Genomic DNA, 19,212 nt, shown 5'->3' on the forward strand with positions numbered 1-19,212 from the left:
TATGAAGAAAAAAATCTTATGGCTGGGGATGGCTCTGGCCCTTCTTAGCTGGCTGGGTAACAGTATTTACTTTTCCATAAACCAGCTGGAGACACCGATTATACTGAAACAATACCAGGAAATTGAACAAGGCGAAAACACACCTCTTCAAGTCCAATACATAACCAACCGTCACAAGCCTGTTGAGATCACTAGTGTTGAGCTGCCCGGCCTGATTACCTCTCCCGCCCAGCATAACTATTCAGGAACGTTTGTGGACGATGGAAATCCTGGCCAGTCCGTTTTGCAGCAATTCAGACACCATACACTTAAAGCCTTCTCTTTTAATATTGAGCACAATCAATTAAAAGAAATGCTGGATAAAAACGGGAAGTTTGAATTCCAGCAAGCGACTGTATTTTTTTCTGACGGAACAAGCCAACAAGTGGATCTTGGTAACATCAATTTTGTAAAAATAAATCATGATGATACCTTTAGCCATATGGCAAGCAGCAGTTCCAATCAAAATGAAGATGGCCTGCTGATGAAAACAGAGCGTACTTTCACATTACAGAAGCTCTACTATCCTTTTGAGGATCAGCTACACGAAGCTTTTCAAGTGAATATTGCCGATGATCAAAATCTACTTGCCTCTCTTTATACTGACATGACAGCTAAGGAACCTCCTGCCTCGGGATCGGGAGAACGCGTGCTTGAGGGAACCAGCATCACAGATTACCCTCTGCCTGTAGACTTTGACAAAGGAGATTGGCTGCAAATCTCCAGCCGTTTTGATTTTGGAAGAGAAGATCCAAATCGTTTTCACCGCTATCGCTTTCCTATCAGAGCTATCGCAGAGACAGAAGATGGGGAATCCACGATGCCTACCAGTATCGCTCAGTATGAACCCAATTTGGAACAGGAAGATATAGACGAACTTATCAAACGCCATAAGGAGGACAGCCAATGACCGAGCAATCTTTCGGACGTATCTTTGTTGGGTTTTTATTAGTTTTTCTCGAAATACATATCCTCGCGTTTGATATCTTAGCTGATCCTGTTGGCTACTTGTTAATTGCTTCAGGGATCATCACCCTTCAGGAACACACAGGGGGATATGAAAAGCTGCACAAATTAGCGTATGGTCTTGCAATACTAACAATTCCTACAGTCTTCATCCAAAACACCAATGATCCATATGGCATGGATTACCTGATCGTATATACAGGGTATACACTGCTGCTTGGCTTAATCAAAATCATGCTTGTCTATTACTTGCTTACAGGAATGACCGAATCCGCAAGAAAATATGGGTGGCTGGACGGTGAGCGACGCGCTAAAAAAGTGTTGAACCTTTACCTTCCGATTGCACTCGTTGGGGCAGTAGCTCAGACATTCATGATTAATTCGTACGGTGAATGGACACCGATTTTTATCATGATTACCGTTATTCTGCATCTAATTGCTGAGATTGCTTTACTGGTTGTACTCTTTTCATTCCGAAACCATTTTCCTACTGACCTTCCAGATGAACTTACTGAGTCGCATGGGTAAACTGAACAAACGTTTGACCAAATCCTATAAAAGAGCCTGGATTGCTCCAGGCTCTTTTTAAGTAGGCTCGATATTTTGATGTTACGATCGAAAAAGCCGAAAATAGCTCGAAAATTTGTCGAACAGTACGATACTTCTGTACCTGGTGTGAAAACCTTGATTAGTGCACGAGTGAATTAGCGCATGACACTTCCACCGGAAATTTTCACGGACTCGCCGACAATGTTTTCAGCTGCATCGCTCAGTAAAAAGACAATCGTATTAGCAACTTCTTCCGCTTTCGTAATCCGGCCTGAAGGTATCCCCTCTTCTACCACCTTCATTTGTTCTTCAAAACCTCGGCCTTCACGCTCTCCTTTTTTCTTGATGGCGTTGAGCCCCATTGAGGTATCAACAAAACCCGGGCAAACCGCATTGACACGGACATTCTCCTCAATCGCCTCATGCGCAAATGCTTGTGTAAAACCTGTTACCGCAAACTTCGATGCGCTGTAAGCGGAATTTCCTTTTGTTCCTCTCAGGCCAGATAAAGAAGATAAGTTTACGATAGCCCCCGCTTCTGCTTTTCGCATCGTTTCATATACTAATTGTGTCAAAAGCACGGTTGAGGTGTAATTGAGCTCCATAATTTTCCTCATCTCTTCTTCCGGTAAATCTTTGACTGGCCCTCCCCCACCGATTCCGGCAGAGTTGACTAATCCATCAATCCTTCCATTTACCTCATTAGCTTCCTCAACTAAATGTCTTCGATCTTCGTCCTTAGTCAGATCGGCTTTTTGTATAAAAACTTTCGCATCAGTGGTAATTTCCTCACAGGCTTGCTTCAACTCTTCCAATTTTTCTTCATTGCGGCCGGTAATCGTAACGGCAGCACCAGCCTGTACTGCCGCCTTTGCTGTTTCAAAACCGATTCCGCCGGTCGCTCCAGTAACTAAAATATGTCTCCCCTGTAATGCATCTTCTTTAAAAATAAACATATAAACCCCTCCAATCATATCTATGTACTTGCTTACCCTTTCCTATAACACTATTAACACGATGATAATTCATAAAATAGTAAGATTTTAAAGGTGCTTCTCCTATTACACTTCGATATACTAAGGGATGAATTATATTTTTAGAGATGGGGAATCGACATTGAATATCAATAAAGAATTCAACTATGTGCCATGGGTGGTAGGCTTATCAATCGCAATCAACTTGATAGTCGTAGCCCTGTTGTTTGTACCAAAAATAGACAGTGGTACCAGCTTTGACATTACCTTACTGCCGCTTCTCAATGCGATTTTGAATTCCTTCACATTTGTATTTCTGCTGGCAGCATTATTTATGATTTTACGAAAAAATGTTACCTGGCATAAACGGTTCATATTCGCAGCATTCACATCCACCGCATTGTTCCTTGTATCTTATCTGACCTATCACTCGATGGCTTCCTCCACTTCCTACGGGGGAGAAGGAATATTGCAGACAATCTATTACTTTATATTGATTACTCATATTATTTTAGCAGCGGTGATTGTTCCATTAGCTTTACTCACTCTTTTCCGTGGACTTGCTATGAAAGTAGACAAGCATCGTAAAATCGCCAGATGGACGATGCCCCTCTGGTTATATGTAAGTCTCACAGGAGTTATTGTTTACCTGATGATTTCACCTTATTATTGAACAAAAGCGCAAGCGCCTTGCTAGTAATGACGTTCGACTAAAAACGGCACGTCCTCAAAAAAGACTTTGTCTTTTTCTGCGAAGTACATTCTAAGAAGTAGTTCTAGTGTGCCGACGTCGAACTGACCTGCATCCTCGAAAAAGAAAACCGCTTTTTCTTCGTGCGATGTAGTTCTAAGAAGCTTTCCTTGTCCTGCAGGCCTCCGACAAGCTTAAAACAAACCTCGAGGGGGTAGGCGCTGGAACTGGATGTAGCGAAAGCTTAGGGCCCTTCCCTAAGCTTTTTTACATACAAAAATTGAGTGTAAGCCAACACTGGCCTACACTCGATGATAATCATCCAAATATGCTGGTGAAGAAGTCAGACAGGGCCTGAACAATACGCTGCAGGAAAGTTGAAACTTTCTGCCAGAAGCCTTTATCGCCCAGCAGATCCTTCACACTTGAGGTGATATCCTCAAGCTGCTTTTGCACTTGGTCAAAGTTGATATTCAATGCTCGCATCTTTTCAAAAAGGTTGATCAATAACTGTCGATCTTCCTCACTGAGCTCAATATTCAAGGATTGCAGCTTTTCATTGATAATCTGCTCGATTTCTTCCTTCGTTGCAGGGTTTTGAGCTGCCATTTCTTTTTTGATTTCAGTCAGCAGTTCACTGACTTTTTCTTTATCCACGCCCGACTTTTCGGCAAGTTCTGTGGCGACATCCAACTCTTCACTGGCGACTTCCATCCGGTCTTCATCCAGCTTAACGCCTTTAGAATCATAGGCTTTGTAAATACCGGTCAAAGCAGAATGTCCCGTTACTTTTACAGGAGATGCCACATCGACAATCGCATCTTCTACACCCGCGGTCAACAAAGCATTGGCATACATTTCTTTAGTCACCGCTGTTATATTATCGGGTGTCACAATATTGACTTTAAGGCCTTCCCCTTGTTCCTGGGGCGTTATTTTCACAGAAGAAAACATACGCGAATTCGGGTTACCATTAATATAATTGGCTATATCCTGTCCATCTACATAAAACTCATCTACATTTTCACGATTTTCCACCTCTAACAGGTTTCGAACTTCTTCTTCCTGAGCATCTGTCAATGTATCACCATAAACTACAATCGGTACTCCAAGCTTCTCGTTGATTCCCTGATCACTGCTGCCATCTGTAGAAGCAGACACAAACGGCGTCAACCCTGCTCCTGCCCAGATAACCAGTGCCATCATAATCAAACTTATACGTTTTAGCATAACTTCTTCTCCTTGTTTTCAGGATTATTCGTGCAAATCCTCTTGCACACCCCTATCATGTACTAATTATATCAAAGAGTAAATCGGTCTTGAGGCTTACCTACCTTTTTACCGCTGTGCTTATATACGAATGAAGGATAAAAAGGTTTCTTGTTTTTGAATTAGAGCTCAGTTCTCCATATTATATTTATCTGTGATCGCCTCTATAAATACTTCCACATTTTTGGATAACTCTCCTTCAGCAGGCAGCACACAAGAAAAAAAGCGATTCGGTGACTGAATGATCGGGAGACGGACCATAAGATCTTCACCGAATTTATTTTCTACGATGGATCGGGAAATGAAGGATAACCCCAATCCATGCTGCACCGCCTGTACGACACCATGGTTACTGCCAATGGTAATCAATTTTTTTGCATTAATACTGTAAGCGCGAAATACGGCATCCATAATATCTCTCGTCCCGGATCCTTCCTCCCTTCCTACCCATGTAAGTCCTTGCAGGTCACTTAATTTAAGGTTATTTATTTCACGGATTGGATGGCCCGGAGGTACGATTAATACCATTTCATCTTCTAAAAATGGGAACGAACGTAGTTCTTTCGATCTGACCTGACCTTCAACGAGGCCAACATCGAATTCATGTAACAGCACAGAACGATTGATTTTTTCTGTATTTTCGATATATATCTGTAAATCGATATCCGGATAGTTGTGATCGAAGTCCTTTAATAAAGATGGCAGTATATATTCACCAACTGTATAACTCGCACCGATCGTTAGCGATCCAGTCAACTGATTATGGTAGGAGAATATTTCTTCATGTGTCTTTTCAACGATACTCGCTATTTGTTTGGCCCGCTGGTAAACAATCTCTCCAGTCGGTGTGACATGAAAATGTTTTGGAGAACGGTCAATTAATTTGGTTTGAAACAGTTCCTCAAGATTTTTAATATGCAGGCTGACGCTGGGCTGGGAGATGGAAAGGGCTTTGGCCGCTTTCGTAAAACTTTTCCCTTCAACTACAACTATCAACGTCCGCAGTGCCTCTAAATCCATAATTTCACCTACCATTAGTATTATTAATGATTACTATTATTAAATTATATTTTACTAATAATTAATGCTGACGTATAGTGATTTTAAACGCAAAACTTTTTAGGAGCGTGCGCTATGCTCAAAAATAATCACAGAGTTAAAGGTCATTTATCATGGGTCGCCGGTATTCTGTTTACAGCACTGATGGCTGGGTTAGGTTTTTTACTCGCATGGATACCAGGGCTTGCTATGATCGGTCCTTTAGCAACTGCCATCATCCTTGCTGTCATTTACCGTCAGCTATTCGGCTATCCGGAAAAGCTCCGATCCGGTATCCAATACTCCGCTAAAAAATTGTTACGACTAGCTATTATACTGTTTGGATTGAAGTTGAATATGAATGTCATTTTTCATGACGGCTTACCACTCCTGCTTAGAGATGTAGCAGTAATTATATTTGCCATCGGAGTGACCTTGTTATTTGCAAAGCTGTTTCGTGCGGATTACTCCTTGTCATTACTCCTTGGTGTAGGGACAGGAGTCTGCGGCGCTTCCGCAATTGCCGCTGTGTCACCGATATTGAAAGCGAAAGCCGATGATACAGCAATCAGCGCTGGCATCATTTCTCTGATTGGTACCGTTTTTGCGATCGGTTATACGTTGATCCGGCCGAAACTTCCAATCGATGCGGCTACTTATGGATCCTGGGCAGGCATCAGTTTGCATGAAGTTGCCCATGTTGCACTTGCAGCAGCTCCTGCCGGGGAAGATGGCCTGGCGATGGCTCTTATTGGAAAATTAGGTCGCGTTCTCTTGCTGGTACCACTCAGCTTCCTGTTCATCTACATCATGCGAAAAAAAGGTAATCCCGAAACCACTGAAAAAGTAGCCTTTCCATGGTTCCTTCTCGGCTTTATTGCCACCAGCCTGTTAGGAAGTTATGTATTAGGAACTTATATTCCCTTCAATGATGCTTTGGTTTCTTTCATTTCCACAGCTACCACGTTTATTTTGACCATGGCGATGGTCGGATTAGGACTTAATGTCAGCTTAGCAGCCCTTCGTTCAAAAGCATTAAAGCCGATGCTTGCCATGACAATAACTTCTTTGCTTCTTTCCGGCATCACACTTTTGATCTTATGACATAAAAAGGTATCTAATAATATTAAGTAAAAAGACACTGTTTGTAACTCTTTCTTGTTGGGAATACTTGCTAACAAACAAAGGAGGAGTCTACTCATGAAACTATTCAGACCACTAAGTTTTATGTTGGCTGCCGGAATTGTATTGGCAGGCTGCGGCACATCAGGCAACGATGACACGATTGAACCAGAAGATACAAACGATTCAGGTGCGGCTGAAGAAGAAACAGAACAGGAATCCAAGGAATCTTCAAGCTCAAGTGGTGAAGTCTCTACAGACTTACCATCCGGAGTCGATGTCGTACTAGCTACCGTTGAAGACTTGACTACGACGGTTAAGGAATCTTCAAATGACACGGCTAAAATAAACCAGGCAGGCAAGACGTTAGAAGAGGATTGGGACCGAATCGAAAAGCAGGTAGAGGAAAATTATGAAGGGGATTACAAAAATATTGAAGAAAGTCTATACCCGTTAATCGACGAAGCACAGGCTGACAAGCCGGACACAGACAAAATAAAGGAACTTGCAAAAGAGACGAAAAATAAATTGGAAGAATTCAAGAATAAACTAGAAACTTCTTAATAGTTAAAGCTGTTTCTCTGAACCAGGGAAACAGCTTTTTTCCTTCGAGAAACATTCCGGCTGTCTGTTAAACTGTGGATAGCTTTCCAAAAGAAAAGGAGGTACCTAGATGCGTTTAGAAAATAAAAAAGTGATTGCACTGGTCAGTGATGATTTTGAGGACCTGGAACTCTGGTACCCGGTTCTTCGCTTGAGAGAAGAAGGAGCTACTGTTCATATTGTTGGAAAAGAAGCAGACAAGAAATATACCGGAAAATACGGGGTTCCTGTAGATTCAGACTACGCTTTCAATGAGATTTCTCCGGAGAACTATGACGGCATTCTCGTCCCTGGCGGCTGGTCACCGGATAAGCTCCGGAGATATGAGGAAGTCCTGCATTTTGTCCGCCATATGGACGAAAAGAAAAAAACAATCGGGCAAATCTGTCACGCCGGCTGGGTATTGATTTCTGCTGGAATACTGGAAGGACGTAATGTCACCAGTACACCTGGTATAAAAGACGATATGATAAATGCCGGTGCGAATTGGTCCGATGAAGCAGTAGTCGAAGACGGTCATATCATTTCAGCCCGCCGTCCACCAGATTTGCCTCCATATGCGAAAGCATTCGCTGACCACCTTGCCAAGGATTAGAAAGGCCGGAGAAGGAAGCTGTTAATCCAGCTTCCTTCTGTTATTTATCAGCTCTTATTCTACCTGAAGAAACAATCTCGACTTTCACCTGCACGTCATTTAACGTACTGTCTTTTAACCAATTGCTTTTTTTCATTCCAATTATTTTCTTGAAGGATTGCGGATTTTCCTGGTAAAAGTGATAACCGATTTGATAGACGTCTACCTGGAATTCTAATCCTTTTTTGTATGTTGATATAATTTGTTCTTCAATTTCCTTTGCTGCCACTTTCTTCAATACATCGTCCTCTTCATGAAAAGGGTTCTCAATGATTTCCCCTGCTACTTCAACTGTGAGAGAAGCTTTTACTCCCTCCCCCTCTACTTGTGGTTTTATTTCCACCTTAGGCTCCGTAAAAACTAGCGAGGCATAATCTTTTTCACCCTTATATAAATAAAGCGGGATGCGTTCTGATCCCGGCTCTATCCACCGAAGACCTTTTGCTTCATCTGCATTCATACTGCCTCTAAATTCACCGTGATCAACAAAAGCAGCGCCCCCAAATTCATGAATAGGGTGTGGCTGGTTATCTTTTGACCATTTGCTGGTGTTTAACTGAATCATGGGAATAATAACAACTTTTCCCGGTTCGTACCGATTAATCAAATAATCACGAATTGCTTTTGGTTTAACGGTAGAAAATTGACCAAATACAGGGAAAGGATCATTTACCCTGGAATACCATGGAGATGTTCCTAAGATAGGCCGTCCCTGGGCGAGAGTAGGAAGCTCTTCATCTGTTACATACAACCAGGGGGCACTTCTAGTTTCCGAATAGCGGTTCAAAACATCGACTACTTCATCAATAATCGCTTTCTTTTCCAGTGCCCGTGTTGTAAATACTACTTCTCCTATATGCGCCCAGGAAATCGGTTCCTGTGTTGTATAGTATAAATCATCTGTGGCACTATCGAAGCTGGATCCGGTCCCCATAGCACCCCAAAGGGGGAAATCCTTAGTGCCTTGTGCACCACCGCCCTCTTGCTTTCCGACATTTTGAAACGGAAGGATTCTGGCATAAATAAGGAACTCCCCATTTTGGTAATCAACACCTAATCCAGATACATAAACCATTTGATCGACTGCTTTACTATCCCAGCAACCGGATAATATAAGTAGTGAAAACATGATAGATAAAGCTCTTTTATACATGTCATTCACGACCTTTTCTGGAAAAATCAATGGTTTTCAACATTTTTGGCCGGCGCTTCGCATCATTAGCAGAATGCCAAAAAGATTCAATTACCTCTTTTGGTCGTGGTGGCGACAAAGGGGATAAGTAGGGAATCCCAAATGACCGTAACCCTGCTAAATAACCAACCAATGCAAACATACACAAAAAGAAACCAAACATCCCAAACAACGAAGTGATAAAGAGAATGATGAGGCGTATTATCCCTACCAGTCCTGTTAATGATTGATTGATCAATGTGAAAGTCGCTACTAAAGCAATGGCATTTACCACCAGAATCCCTGGTGCTGTGAAGCCTGCCGCAATAGCTGCCTGCCCAATAATCAATCCCCCCACTACAGACAAAATTTGTCCAATAGCAGTGGGGAGTCGCACACCGGCTTCCCGGAACATTTCAAATAGAAATAACATCATAAAACACTCCACCGCTGCCGAAAATGGCACCCCATCCCGTGATAAGGTAACGGTCGCAAGCAATGTGAATGGCAGTTGATCCGGATGGAATGAAATCAAGGCAATCCAAAAAGCAGGCAGGAACAATGCAATATATAATCCAATAACCCTCATCATTCGCTCAAAAAATACAAAAATGGAAGACACATTGTGATCTTCAGCCGTTTTTAATATAAAAAACAAATTGACCGGAGCTATTAATGCAGTAGGCGTGCCATCCATCAGGATAGCGAACCTCCCATGCAACAAACTTTCAATTACATAATCAGGCCTTCCGGTATATGCGAAAAGAGGGAATAGCGGCTTTTTAGTATCTCCGATTAACTCCTCGATTTGCAGACTACTTTCTAACCCATCAATATTTATTTTTTCCAGCCTCGATTGTACCTCTTTTATTACTTTTTTATTGGTTATATCCTCCATATATAAGAGTTGCACAGTAGTCTTTGTCCGCTCCCCTATAACATAGGTGGCCACTTTCAGCGAAGAACTTCGCATTCGCTTACGGACCAAAGCTGTATTCATCTTAATCTCTTCTACAAAACCTTCTTTAGAACCCCGTATTGATACTTCAGTATTCGGCTCCTCTACACTTCTTTTCGGGTGGTCGACCGCTTCTACTTCCCAAAGCGCGGAACTTTCCATGTGCAATAATACGACCTTTCCTATAAAAACAGCTTCGACGATATGCTCTTTTGTAACAGAAGGGCCAAGTTCTTTCACAGTAGCAGAAAGAACTTCTTTCAAACCCTTACTTTTATCATTGTTTTTTTGCAGGGGGTTCAGCACATAGTCAAATAAGGCTTTCTGATCGTATAACCCTTCACAGGATATGATCAGGATGTTGCCTATTTCTATTGACATTTTCCGGATAATTACATCTTCACATCCCTCAAATAATTCTCTTAGGGAGCGTTCATCGAAAGTGAAAGTATCTTTAGTAGTGATTGTTTTTTTCTTATTCCGCTTTCTTTTCATGTCGCTTTCCTCCTATGGATCATAACGATAACACCTAAGAGAATAAACAAGTATGAGCCCATGGCATATACAATCCACGGCAATACAAAGTCTTTAAGAAGATTTAAAAACTGCATATCGGACAGTGGTAAGTAGATGGATACTAATAACCCAAATAAGAAAAACAATTGTATCCTCCACTTTGCCTTTTTCGTTTTAATCGGAAATAGATAAGGAATCAGATGAGCAACCAATGCGATACGAATAATTGCTCCGGACAACCATTGATATATCGTAAAATAATCTACATGACTGATATAGGCCCCCACGGTGACCATTCGCCATTGCTCATAAGCTGGATATCTCAACTCGGACGCATGCTCTGGACCGAACATCGCTATCGAACCCATAACGGGCGTTACCAATAAATTAACAAGCACAGCGCCAATGACGATATATTTCCAAAAAGACATTTTTTTCTTCACTTGGTGTTGAATCAATAAAATGAAGCCTAGATCGAGTGCCCCGCCACTGCCTAACAGGAACCCATGCCATACAGGCTCCCACCCTTCTGCAAGAACAGGAAATAGCAAATTGTATTCTTTGTTGTTCATATTGGCAATCGTTACAAAGAAGCCAAGAACCACTACTAATGGAAGCAATACACCAGCAGTGATCGCTAACGTCTGCATACCACCTCTCAAAATCACTATTATCACTAAAATTGTAAGAATGCCCAAATAAATTTTTGGAGTTTTAGGCAAATAGGAGATGTTTGTCCAAGTGACGGTATCAAAATATGTGATGTAGCCACTAAGAATCACATAGACCAAGATCGGGACAGTGAACACCATCTTTCCCACTTTCCCAATATTATCTTGCAAGTATTGAAGGACGGATTGATCTTTCGTAATCCGATGAATGATATAAATGATAATGAGGATTACTGTAAAAGAAAAAGTCGTCATTAATGAAGCTATCCAGGCATCACGTTTAGCTGCATCTAAAATGGGCGGTCCAATAATCACATGATTATAGAAGCCGGATGACATCATTATTAAAAATAATAATTGCAAATAAGAAATTGGCTCGTCCTTCATCATAGTAGAAATCCCTTTTCTTTTTTCATAGTCTTTGTGGAAGAAGTTTATTTATGCACTGCCCGCTATGCATAAGATTGGGTTTTAGCCAAATCAAAAGCCAGCCTGCAGCAGGCTGGCTTACAAGAAACCTATTCACATTATCTAAGGAAAGCTTGATCAGCAAGCATGTCGAAAACAGAGTCATCCATTGGAGGGTTATGCAGCCCTGCCCGGACATCCCGGTAATATTTTTCAAAAGGATATCGCTTCGACAGCCCTCTCCCGCCGGCAATTCTCATAGCAAGATCGACGACATCGTTTGCAGTGTTGGTCGCTGTTACTTTCACCGCTGCCAGTTCTGCCTGAAGCTGTTTCCTGTTCTCTGGCTCCTGATCCCATTTTTCGGCAATGGTATACATGAAATAACGCGCGTTCATAAGCTTCAACTCTATTTCACCTATTTTTTGCTTAATGTGTGGAACTTCAGCAATTGGGTGATCGAGACTGTTCGGTTGAAAATTCTTCGCAAAGTCGATCGCATCGTTGCGGGCAGCAATCGCAATGCCAAGGTAGCATGCCGGAATGTGCAACAGCCAGCCTTTCGGTACGGATGATTTCTGACTGGTAAGTTCGACTAGCTTATCATCTTCTACCGAAACACCATTCAAGACGAGATCATCACTCCCCGTTCCCCGCATGCCAAGGGTATCCCAGGTATGTTCGACCGTTACACCCTCCTGATTTTTATCTATCAAAAACCAGCCGACTTCCCCAAGCTCTTCCACATAAGCAGATACGATGAAATAGTCCAGGCAATCAGCCATCGAGGTGAAAGTTTTTCTGCCGCTAATTATATAGCGGCCGCCACTACGCACAGCTTTTGTTTCCGGTATTCCACCACGTGTCGGACTTCCTGTTGCTGGTTCAGAGGCAGCACGGTTCATTACTTTTTGTTCCGTTGCAATTTCTTTGGCTACTTTATTAAAGATTGTTTTACCCCAGAGCTGTTCATCACGTAGTTCCATAATAATTCCGAGATGCCACCCGACCGATAATGCCACTGATCCATCACCTGCAGCAAGCCGCTCCTGCATTAATAAAAGTTCATATAACGAAAGCCCTTCTCCTCCCAGATTTTCCGGTAGAGGGAGGGAAAAGTACTTTTCCAGCTTCAAATCCGCTAAGTTTTCTTTAGAAAAAGAAGCCTGTTGGTCAGAGGCGGTAGTGCGTTGTTTCACCTTATCTGCTAACACTGCCGCTTTATTGTAAAATCGCTGCTGCCGGTCATTTTTAATCAGAGTTTTATATAAATCACTCATTTGCTCACCCCAACTAGCATATGTTTATTAAAAGCTTACTAGAATAGTCGGGATTACGCCAATGATTTATCTGAAAAATTGTTCATTCACTTTTATTCTTTATTTTGTGAAAAAGGTTTTCCATCTCTGATTGAAGAGCACCAGGCTCAATTTTCCTTTCATGTAAAATATCCTTCCATGATTTACCGTCTTGATTCTCCTTTATAATATCTTCTATTTCTGTTTCACTAAGCTTTGCCACCACAGCTGCTTTCATCAAGGTTTTAAGCGAGACATCCTTATCCAGATAACCCCCCAGCTCTGTCTGGTCTTTACCTGTATAAGCAGTCAATTCATTTAAAATTTGAGATTCATTCTTTTTGAAAAACTCCTGTACCTTTTCTTGATGATGCTGCTTGATTTTTTCGTAGTCAACCCCAAAGGTTTTTGCTGTAGCTTGCCATGAGTTTGTCACTTGATAGGTATCCAACACCTTTTGCGGCTCCACATAAGCATGTTTGGCAATCAGAATGGCTTTTCTTATATTTTCTTGTTTATAGCCACGTTCCTCGAATTCTTTGATTCTTTTACGAATTTCTTTATGATGGTCATTTTCTTTGTGTTCATGACTGTGCATGATAGACCCCTCATCACCTTTTTCCTGTGCCCCCAAAGGCGCTCCGAATCCCAGTAACACCATCATAATGATTGTTAATAACTGAAATTTTCCAACCAAAACATTCAGCCTCCATTCCATTATTTTCATCATTAGCTTGTCCATAATGTACCAGACCATTACTGTGTTTTTATTTAGTATGGATAGGGAAAAAGAAAGTCAGTGTATGTATGGAAAGGAGTCGCTTTTATGAAAAAAGATAGTTTCCTGCTGGAAAAACAAGATATGAAAGATAGATCGATTGTACCTGATTGGCTGCCAGAAGAATATGAAACATTCCATAACATTGTTACCGAACCGACTTTCCCTTGTTACTTTGGTATGGGAGCAGAAAAGAAAGGAGAACTCCGTTATTCTTTCTTAAATCATGACGACTGGTCCCACCTTCCGAACACAGTAGAAGAATTCTTAAAATTATTTGAAGCTCCCCCATTTATCCGGCATGGTTTTTTCTTATTTGTAGAACCTGAGCAAGAAGAAAAGTCTATTGAATATTATCGGGATTATTTCTGGAAAATCTTAAATTATTTGAATGATAATGACCAGGAGCCTTGGCCAGTGGATTATCCAACCGATCCCAACCATCACTTATGGGCATTTTCATTCGCAGGTGAGCCGTTCTTTGTTTTCGGAAACTCCCCTGCATACAAACAGAGGAAAACACGGAACCTGGGCAATTCTTTGGTACTTGGGTTCCAGCCCAGAAAAATTTTCGAAGGTTTAGAAGGTACCAGTAAAGGCGGTATCATGTCTCGTGAAAAAGTCCGCGAACGAGTGGAAAAGTGGGACCAGCTTCCGAAACACCCGGACATCAGCCATTATGGTGATCCTACCCATCATGAATGGAAGCAATACTTTATCGGTGACGACGTCAAACCGGTTACCGGTAAATGCCCCTTTCATCAAAATAATAGCTAATCAAAAAGACGCCCCTTACAAGGCGTCTTCTTTCATGTACACTGTATTAATTTAATGTGATGGATGTGCAGGAAAAAAGAAGGAAAATGGCCGCTTTCAGCGAATTTAATTTTATAAGTAATCCTTCTAAAAGGAGATGTTGCAATGTTTAAGGTTGGCAGTATTTTCATACCTGTTACAAACCTTGAGGAATCCATGAAGTGGTATCAGGAAAATTTAGGAGCTATCTTCGTCGACAAATGGGATTTTGGTGAAAGAGGTGCGGGCTTCGTTTTTAAAAAGGGAGATGCTCAGCTAGGATTGATAGAAGTAGAAAATCCCCAGCCTACTGAATTTGAAGTAGTAAAAGGGAAGAAAAACAGTTACTATAATTTTCTAGTTAAAGATATTCATGAAGCTCACCGGGATCTATATAGAAAAGGTGTGGTTGTCAGCAAAATTGATGATTTCGGGGGCATGTATGCATTTGAATTCCTTGATCCAGACGGAAATCCTTTTAGTATCGTCAATGAAGTCGAAGGATCCAAGTTCCATGAAACCAATTTGGAAAAATTGAAGAAGTAGTTACCAGCGGGAGACTCGAACCTTGAGTCATCCGCCTTTTTAATGTGGTATATAATTTCGAAACTAAAAAACCGCCCCTCTCATGGAGGAGCGATTACATTCGCATATTAAAGTGTAGTTCTTCTGCTTTTACGTTTATTCATAAATTTTCGAACCATTGGATAGATGACTGGTGCGTATTTAAATAATTTCCTTATAAGTCTACCCATTATTTTCACCTCATTATGATTTGATTTGGTACTTGTTCTATACTTACCCACATGAGGTGACCATCAAACAATTACAGACAGTAAGAATGCATCAAACGATCTGTCTGCCATTTTGAGCAAGAGCGTAATGAATCCCGTGCTGCAAGTTCTGGAAACAATCAAATTTAGATAAATCGATCTCCGTATTGGCAATAATTCTCCCTAGTTCTGCCGAGATACCGACAATAATGACTTTTGTACCGATCAAGCTTGCCGCGGTTCCCATTTTTTCGATTAAGCTAGCCGTGTAACTGGTAAGGTCATTATCAAGACCTGTCAAATCTAATACGAGATAGGTGGCTTTATATTCTGGCAGGTTGGTTAATGTTTTGGTAATTAACTCGTCTGCACGTTCTTCATCATATCGACCAAGCAAAGGCACTACGACAATTCCTTCCAAGACGGGGATGATCGGTGATGAAAGTGTTCTGACCAGCTGTTTCAAATCTCTGGTTTTATCCTCGACCAAACCTTCTAAATGACGGATTTGTTCAGCTTCTTTTTTTCGGGCTAAATCATGGATATTGCGTGCTACGTTGACATCTTCCGGAAAATAGTTGATATAGGTGTAGTCATAGCCTTCCAACTGGGACTGTTGCACTTCATACCATATCGTCGAACCGAACAGACCGGAGAATATACCAGCATAATGGGCGGGGAGAAAGGAACCACGCTCCTCTTTCCCTTGAGCCTTATTGATCTTATGTTCCCAGTCGTTCTTCAGTTTAACGGTAAGTGTTTTATTTTCTCCATCAATATTTAAAATTTCCGCTTTTCCCCATCCCGCTGAGGCGTATGTATTGGGCAGTATTTTTGCTACTTCTTCTATCCCCACACCTTTATTCTGAAAGTATTCCCCTACGACAGAACCTTGACGAAAACCAGTAGTTTCCATAACTAAATTTGCAGCTTCTTCTCCTGAAATTTCCTCAATCGTATCGAAAAAAGATTTCATCGCAGAAGTTATCCAAAAAAGGACAGCGTCTTCTCCTTCGAATAGAAACCTCCCCTCTTCCATCTCCCACGCAAAAGTAAGTCCCCCTACATTGATTTCCGGGTCTTTTGTCAAACCGCATCCCCCTATTTCTTAAGATGTATTTGTAATACTTTTATATTACTACTATCATACCTTATTTTCAGGGGGAAATGCCCCCTTTTCTACAACTATCACGTTATTTCTTCAATTTATGATAGGGATTCCGTAGACTGCTCCACTTTCTTCGAACGTTTGAACAAGACTTCTTTCCCTTGCATAAATTCATCAGGAATAGGCATTTACCCAGTACATTCGTCATCTTACAACATATATAAATAGAAAGGAGGTGCTTTGATGAGTAAAGGTTATGGTGGCGGTTTCGCTTTATTAGTCGTATTGTTCATCCTATTAATTATTATAGGGGCATCCTATGCAGGAGGCGGTTACGGTAGAGGCTGGGGTTATTAATCAGCCCTGCCCTGCTTTAATGAAAGTCCATACGGCGTAAGCCGTGTGGACTTTTTGTTTGGATCAGGTTACATAGACAGCGGATAAAACCGCCGCTTTTCAGGCAAATTAACAATAAAAAGGAGGATAACCATGAAAGATCAACAAGATTTCAAGTCTGTAATGGACCAGCTTAACCAGGCAAAACGAGCGGTAGAAAGAGCACAGGAAGAACGAAGCGGATATACAGAGGCACAGCAACAGGTCAAACAAGCGGAAGAGATGTTAAATGAAGCAACCCATAATCCCGCCTTATTCAGGGGGATTGGCAACCATGACATGCAGCGAGCCACTGACTTATTGCGATTAATTGAAGAAACTAATCAAGCTAATAATCGATAAAAGCACTCAGCACACCATCCAGGAGACGGTGTGCTTTTTTTTGCAGTGGTACATTGGGATATTTGTGCATACATATTGTACAAGCTATTCCATATCGTGAAGGAGTGAGTGCTTTGGGTGTTTTTCTTAGTTATATTTTCCTCGGGTTGTCACTGGCAGCCCCCCTTGGTCCAATCAATGCGGCGCAAATCAACCAGGGAATCAAAAACGGTTTTTTTCATTCCTGGCTGATCGGGTTAGGGGCAATTGTAGCTGAAATCTGCTTTATCATTGCCGTCTTTCTTGGAGTTGTACACTTTTTAGAAATTCCGTTCATGAAAACATTTTTATGGTCATTCGGTGCATTTGTTCTCTTATATACTGGATTTGAAAGTATTGCCAGCTCTCATAAAGTTGATGTGGATTATAACCGCCAGAAAGACTCCTTAGCTAAAACATTTTCAACAGGATTTTTGCTTGCTATTACCAACCCTTTATCCATTCTGTTTTGGCTCGGCATTTACGGATCCGTGTTGGCCAATACCATCAACCGCTATGATCAGTGGCACCTGGTGTTATACGGTGGAGCGATTTTACTAGGTTTGATGCTATGGGACATTACGATGGCCGTCGTATCAAGCGGGTTTAGGCGGGTGCTCACCCCGCGTACGTTAAAGCGTATTTCTGTTTTATCAGGAGTAAGTTTATTCGGTTTTGCTTTCTACTTCGCTATGCAGGCAGTTAAAATGCTATTTCATTTATAAGACATTCAGCAAAGTCATGAAGCTTCCTTCCACTTCTTTCTCATCAAAAAGGTAACCAGAGCTATTACTGCCAGGAATAACAGGCTGATGAAGAAACCAATTCTGCTCGTACTATCCAGCAATGTACCGCTGACAGCTGCTGCAATCAAAAGGAGTCCAACCCATCGTTTTACTTTTGCCTTACCTGGCAAATCCATCAATTTGTTATAAGAAAACAATATAAAAATCCATGTGTAGAGCAGCATCAATCCGGCAGCAGTTGTTAAATATTCATAAATTTTTTCAGGGAGCAACAAAGCTACGACTATCGATGCGATCAGCCCCGAAATGGTTAAACACAAGGCATGATATGGAACACCGCGTTTTCCGGTTTTTGCAAAAAACGCCGGGGCATCCTTATCTTCTGCAAGCGTTGAAAGAATGGTGGTAATAGCATAAAGGGAAGCGACCATTGTAGAAAATCCGCCGATTACCAACGCGCCATTAAAAACATGTGGTACAAAAGCCAAATCGTATTTAGCTAATGCAGTGATAAAGGGACTTTCATCTGCATTGAATTTGTCCCAGGTAACAAGAAAAATTGCTAAGCCTAGAGATGCGACATAAATGATCGCAAGCAACCTAAGCATTACTTTCCCCGATTTCGGAGCTTCCTTCGGGTCTTTCAATTCATTCGCCATAATCCCCATCACTTCGATTCCCCCAAATGCATAAAAGGCATAAATCAACGCTGCCCACAAACCAGTCATTCCTGCAGGGAACAGCCCTCCCCATGTCCACTCAAATGTACGATCAGGGCGTCCCTCTCCCAGCACACCAGTAACAGCTAATGCTGCTATGATAATGAACATCACAATTGCTGCTGTCTTGATTACCGCAAAAATATTTTCAAAGCGTTCGAATCCTGAAACACCTGTAATGATGACCCCGATACCTAATACGCCAAAAATAGCTGATAATAACCACAATGGCATATCAGGAAACCAGAACTGTGAGAATATCGCAAGAGCAGTCAACTGGCTGCCCATAATCAAAAGCTCTGAAGTCCAATACACCCACCCATTGCTGAACCCTGCCCATCTGCCGTACGCTTTTTTAGCGTACGAACGAAACGAGCCCTTTTCCGGATCTTCTGCAGTCATCCTGGCTAAAGCATCAAACACGATATATGTTCCTACTGCTGCAAGAAGGAACGTAAGAATAACAGCAGGTCCTCCCCGTTTGATTGCTAATGCGGATCCCAGGAAAAAACCTGTACCAATCGTACAGCCTACTCCGATCAGTGTCAGCTGCCACCAGGGTATTTTTGTTTGCGAATCAGTTTGCTGCTTACTCATAATCCGAACTCCTTCCACCCGGTATAGTTTGTA

General features: G+C 41.7%; 22 protein-coding genes. 11 read left to right on the forward strand and 11 right to left on the reverse strand.

Annotated elements, in window-relative coordinates; all coding sequences use genetic code 11:
* The first annotated feature begins 1 nt into the window (after window position 1).
* Together ACGTN9_RS12130 and ACGTN9_RS12135 are read left to right on the forward strand one after the other, a co-directional pair.
* The gene (locus tag ACGTN9_RS12130) at window positions 2-949 is read left to right on the forward strand and encodes a hypothetical protein (RefSeq protein ID WP_499593121.1); all 948 of its coding nucleotides are present in this window, start codon (window positions 2-4) and stop codon (window positions 947-949) included.
* The gene (locus tag ACGTN9_RS12135; RefSeq protein WP_499593123.1) at window positions 946-1,533 is read left to right on the forward strand and encodes a hypothetical protein; all 588 of its coding nucleotides are present in this window, start codon (window positions 946-948) and stop codon (window positions 1,531-1,533) included. The genes ACGTN9_RS12130 and ACGTN9_RS12135 overlap by 4 nt, the downstream gene beginning before the upstream one ends.
* A gap of 176 nt (window positions 1,534-1,709) precedes the next feature.
* Here the strand turns inward: ACGTN9_RS12135 and ACGTN9_RS12140 are convergent, their stop codons facing one another.
* Complete coding sequence (locus ACGTN9_RS12140) at window positions 1,710-2,510, reverse strand: SDR family NAD(P)-dependent oxidoreductase (RefSeq protein WP_499593125.1); 801 nt, start codon at window positions 2,508-2,510, stop codon at window positions 1,710-1,712.
* A 127-nt stretch (window positions 2,511-2,637) separates the two neighbouring features.
* Between ACGTN9_RS12140 and ACGTN9_RS12145 the strand changes: the two genes are divergently transcribed.
* A complete protein-coding gene (locus ACGTN9_RS12145) occupies window positions 2,638-3,201 on the forward strand; it encodes a DUF420 domain-containing protein (protein ID WP_499593127.1) in 564 nt (187 codons plus the stop codon).
* A 336-nt stretch (window positions 3,202-3,537) separates the two neighbouring features.
* Here ACGTN9_RS12145 and ACGTN9_RS12150 read toward each other — a convergent pair whose 3' ends face one another.
* Together ACGTN9_RS12150 and ACGTN9_RS12155 are read right to left on the reverse strand one after the other, a co-directional pair.
* Window positions 3,538-4,449 (reverse strand): DUF1002 domain-containing protein, encoded by a 912-nt coding sequence (locus ACGTN9_RS12150; protein ID WP_499593129.1) that lies wholly within the window; start codon window positions 4,447-4,449, stop codon window positions 3,538-3,540.
* A gap of 168 nt (window positions 4,450-4,617) precedes the next feature.
* A complete protein-coding gene (locus tag ACGTN9_RS12155; protein WP_499593131.1) occupies window positions 4,618-5,508 on the reverse strand; it encodes a LysR substrate-binding domain-containing protein in 891 nt (296 codons plus the stop codon).
* Between the two features lie 114 nt (window positions 5,509-5,622).
* Between ACGTN9_RS12155 and ACGTN9_RS12160 the strand changes: the two genes are divergently transcribed.
* The 3 genes from ACGTN9_RS12160 to ACGTN9_RS12170 all read left to right on the forward strand — a co-directional run bounded on the left by ACGTN9_RS12160 (window position 5,623) and on the right by ACGTN9_RS12170 (window position 7,846).
* Window positions 5,623-6,630 carry a YeiH family protein gene (locus ACGTN9_RS12160; RefSeq protein WP_499593133.1) on the forward strand — a complete coding sequence of 336 codons (1,008 nt, stop codon included), beginning with the start codon at window positions 5,623-5,625 and terminating at the stop codon, window positions 6,628-6,630.
* Window positions 6,631-6,726: 96 nt separating this feature from the next.
* A complete protein-coding gene (locus ACGTN9_RS12165) occupies window positions 6,727-7,212 on the forward strand; it encodes a hypothetical protein (RefSeq protein ID WP_499593134.1) in 486 nt (161 codons plus the stop codon).
* Window positions 7,213-7,321: 109 nt separating this feature from the next.
* Complete coding sequence (locus tag ACGTN9_RS12170) at window positions 7,322-7,846, forward strand: type 1 glutamine amidotransferase domain-containing protein (RefSeq protein WP_499593136.1); 525 nt, start codon at window positions 7,322-7,324, stop codon at window positions 7,844-7,846.
* Window positions 7,847-7,886: 40 nt separating this feature from the next.
* Here the strand turns inward: ACGTN9_RS12170 and ACGTN9_RS12175 are convergent, their stop codons facing one another.
* From ACGTN9_RS12175 to ACGTN9_RS12195, 5 genes are all read right to left on the reverse strand, one after another.
* A complete protein-coding gene (locus tag ACGTN9_RS12175) occupies window positions 7,887-9,038 on the reverse strand; it encodes a Ger(x)C family spore germination protein (RefSeq protein ID WP_499593297.1) in 1,152 nt (383 codons plus the stop codon).
* 1 nt (window position 9,039) lies between these two features.
* Window positions 9,040-10,509: a spore germination protein gene (locus ACGTN9_RS12180; RefSeq protein ID WP_499593138.1), complete on the reverse strand. Its 1,470-nt coding sequence runs from the start codon at window positions 10,507-10,509 to the stop codon at window positions 9,040-9,042.
* Window positions 10,506-11,588 (reverse strand): endospore germination permease, encoded by a 1,083-nt coding sequence (locus tag ACGTN9_RS12185; RefSeq protein WP_499593140.1) that lies wholly within the window; start codon window positions 11,586-11,588, stop codon window positions 10,506-10,508. The genes ACGTN9_RS12180 and ACGTN9_RS12185 overlap by 4 nt, the downstream gene beginning before the upstream one ends.
* Before the next feature lie 140 nt (window positions 11,589-11,728).
* The gene (locus ACGTN9_RS12190) at window positions 11,729-12,889 is read right to left on the reverse strand and encodes an acyl-CoA dehydrogenase family protein (RefSeq protein WP_499593142.1); all 1,161 of its coding nucleotides are present in this window, start codon (window positions 12,887-12,889) and stop codon (window positions 11,729-11,731) included.
* A gap of 82 nt (window positions 12,890-12,971) precedes the next feature.
* Window positions 12,972-13,604, reverse strand: coding sequence for a hypothetical protein (locus ACGTN9_RS12195; protein WP_499593144.1), 633 nt, complete (start codon window positions 13,602-13,604; stop codon window positions 12,972-12,974).
* A 129-nt stretch (window positions 13,605-13,733) separates the two neighbouring features.
* On the opposite strand from ACGTN9_RS12195, the gene ACGTN9_RS12200 reads away from it, so the two are divergent.
* Both ACGTN9_RS12200 and ACGTN9_RS12205 read left to right on the forward strand, forming a co-directional pair.
* Complete coding sequence (locus ACGTN9_RS12200; RefSeq protein ID WP_499593146.1) at window positions 13,734-14,462, forward strand: YqcI/YcgG family protein; 729 nt, start codon at window positions 13,734-13,736, stop codon at window positions 14,460-14,462.
* A gap of 144 nt (window positions 14,463-14,606) precedes the next feature.
* Window positions 14,607-15,026, forward strand: coding sequence for a VOC family protein (locus ACGTN9_RS12205; RefSeq protein WP_499593148.1), 420 nt, complete (start codon window positions 14,607-14,609; stop codon window positions 15,024-15,026).
* 107 nt (window positions 15,027-15,133) lie between these two features.
* On the opposite strand, the gene yxzF is transcribed toward ACGTN9_RS12205, so the two are convergent.
* Both yxzF and ACGTN9_RS12215 read right to left on the reverse strand, forming a co-directional pair.
* The gene (gene yxzF / locus ACGTN9_RS12210; RefSeq protein WP_499593150.1) at window positions 15,134-15,235 is read right to left on the reverse strand and encodes a small protein YxzF; all 102 of its coding nucleotides are present in this window, start codon (window positions 15,233-15,235) and stop codon (window positions 15,134-15,136) included.
* Between the two features lie 91 nt (window positions 15,236-15,326).
* Window positions 15,327-16,343, reverse strand: a complete 1,017-nt coding sequence (locus ACGTN9_RS12215; RefSeq protein WP_499593152.1) for an STAS domain-containing protein — start codon at window positions 16,341-16,343, stop codon at window positions 15,327-15,329.
* Window positions 16,344-16,604: 261 nt separating this feature from the next.
* Between ACGTN9_RS12215 and ACGTN9_RS12220 the strand changes: the two genes are divergently transcribed.
* From ACGTN9_RS12220 to ACGTN9_RS12230, 3 genes are all read left to right on the forward strand, one after another.
* Window positions 16,605-16,718 carry a YjcZ family sporulation protein gene (locus ACGTN9_RS12220; protein WP_499593153.1) on the forward strand — a complete coding sequence of 38 codons (114 nt, stop codon included), beginning with the start codon at window positions 16,605-16,607 and terminating at the stop codon, window positions 16,716-16,718.
* 132 nt (window positions 16,719-16,850) lie between these two features.
* Complete coding sequence (locus tag ACGTN9_RS12225; RefSeq protein ID WP_499593155.1) at window positions 16,851-17,099, forward strand: hypothetical protein; 249 nt, start codon at window positions 16,851-16,853, stop codon at window positions 17,097-17,099.
* Between the two features lie 113 nt (window positions 17,100-17,212).
* Entirely contained in the window at window positions 17,213-17,842 is a 630-nt protein-coding gene (locus ACGTN9_RS12230; protein ID WP_499593157.1) for a LysE family transporter, read from the forward strand.
* Between the two features lie 14 nt (window positions 17,843-17,856).
* Here the strand turns inward: ACGTN9_RS12230 and ACGTN9_RS12235 are convergent, their stop codons facing one another.
* Window positions 17,857-19,179 (reverse strand): amino acid permease, encoded by a 1,323-nt coding sequence (locus tag ACGTN9_RS12235; RefSeq protein WP_499593159.1) that lies wholly within the window; start codon window positions 19,177-19,179, stop codon window positions 17,857-17,859.
* Window positions 19,180-19,212: the final 33 nt, after the last annotated feature.

It is taken from the genome of Halobacillus sp. B23F22_5 (genome assembly GCF_043497085.1).
Lineage (GTDB): Bacteria > Bacillota > Bacilli > Bacillales > Halobacillaceae > Thalassobacillus.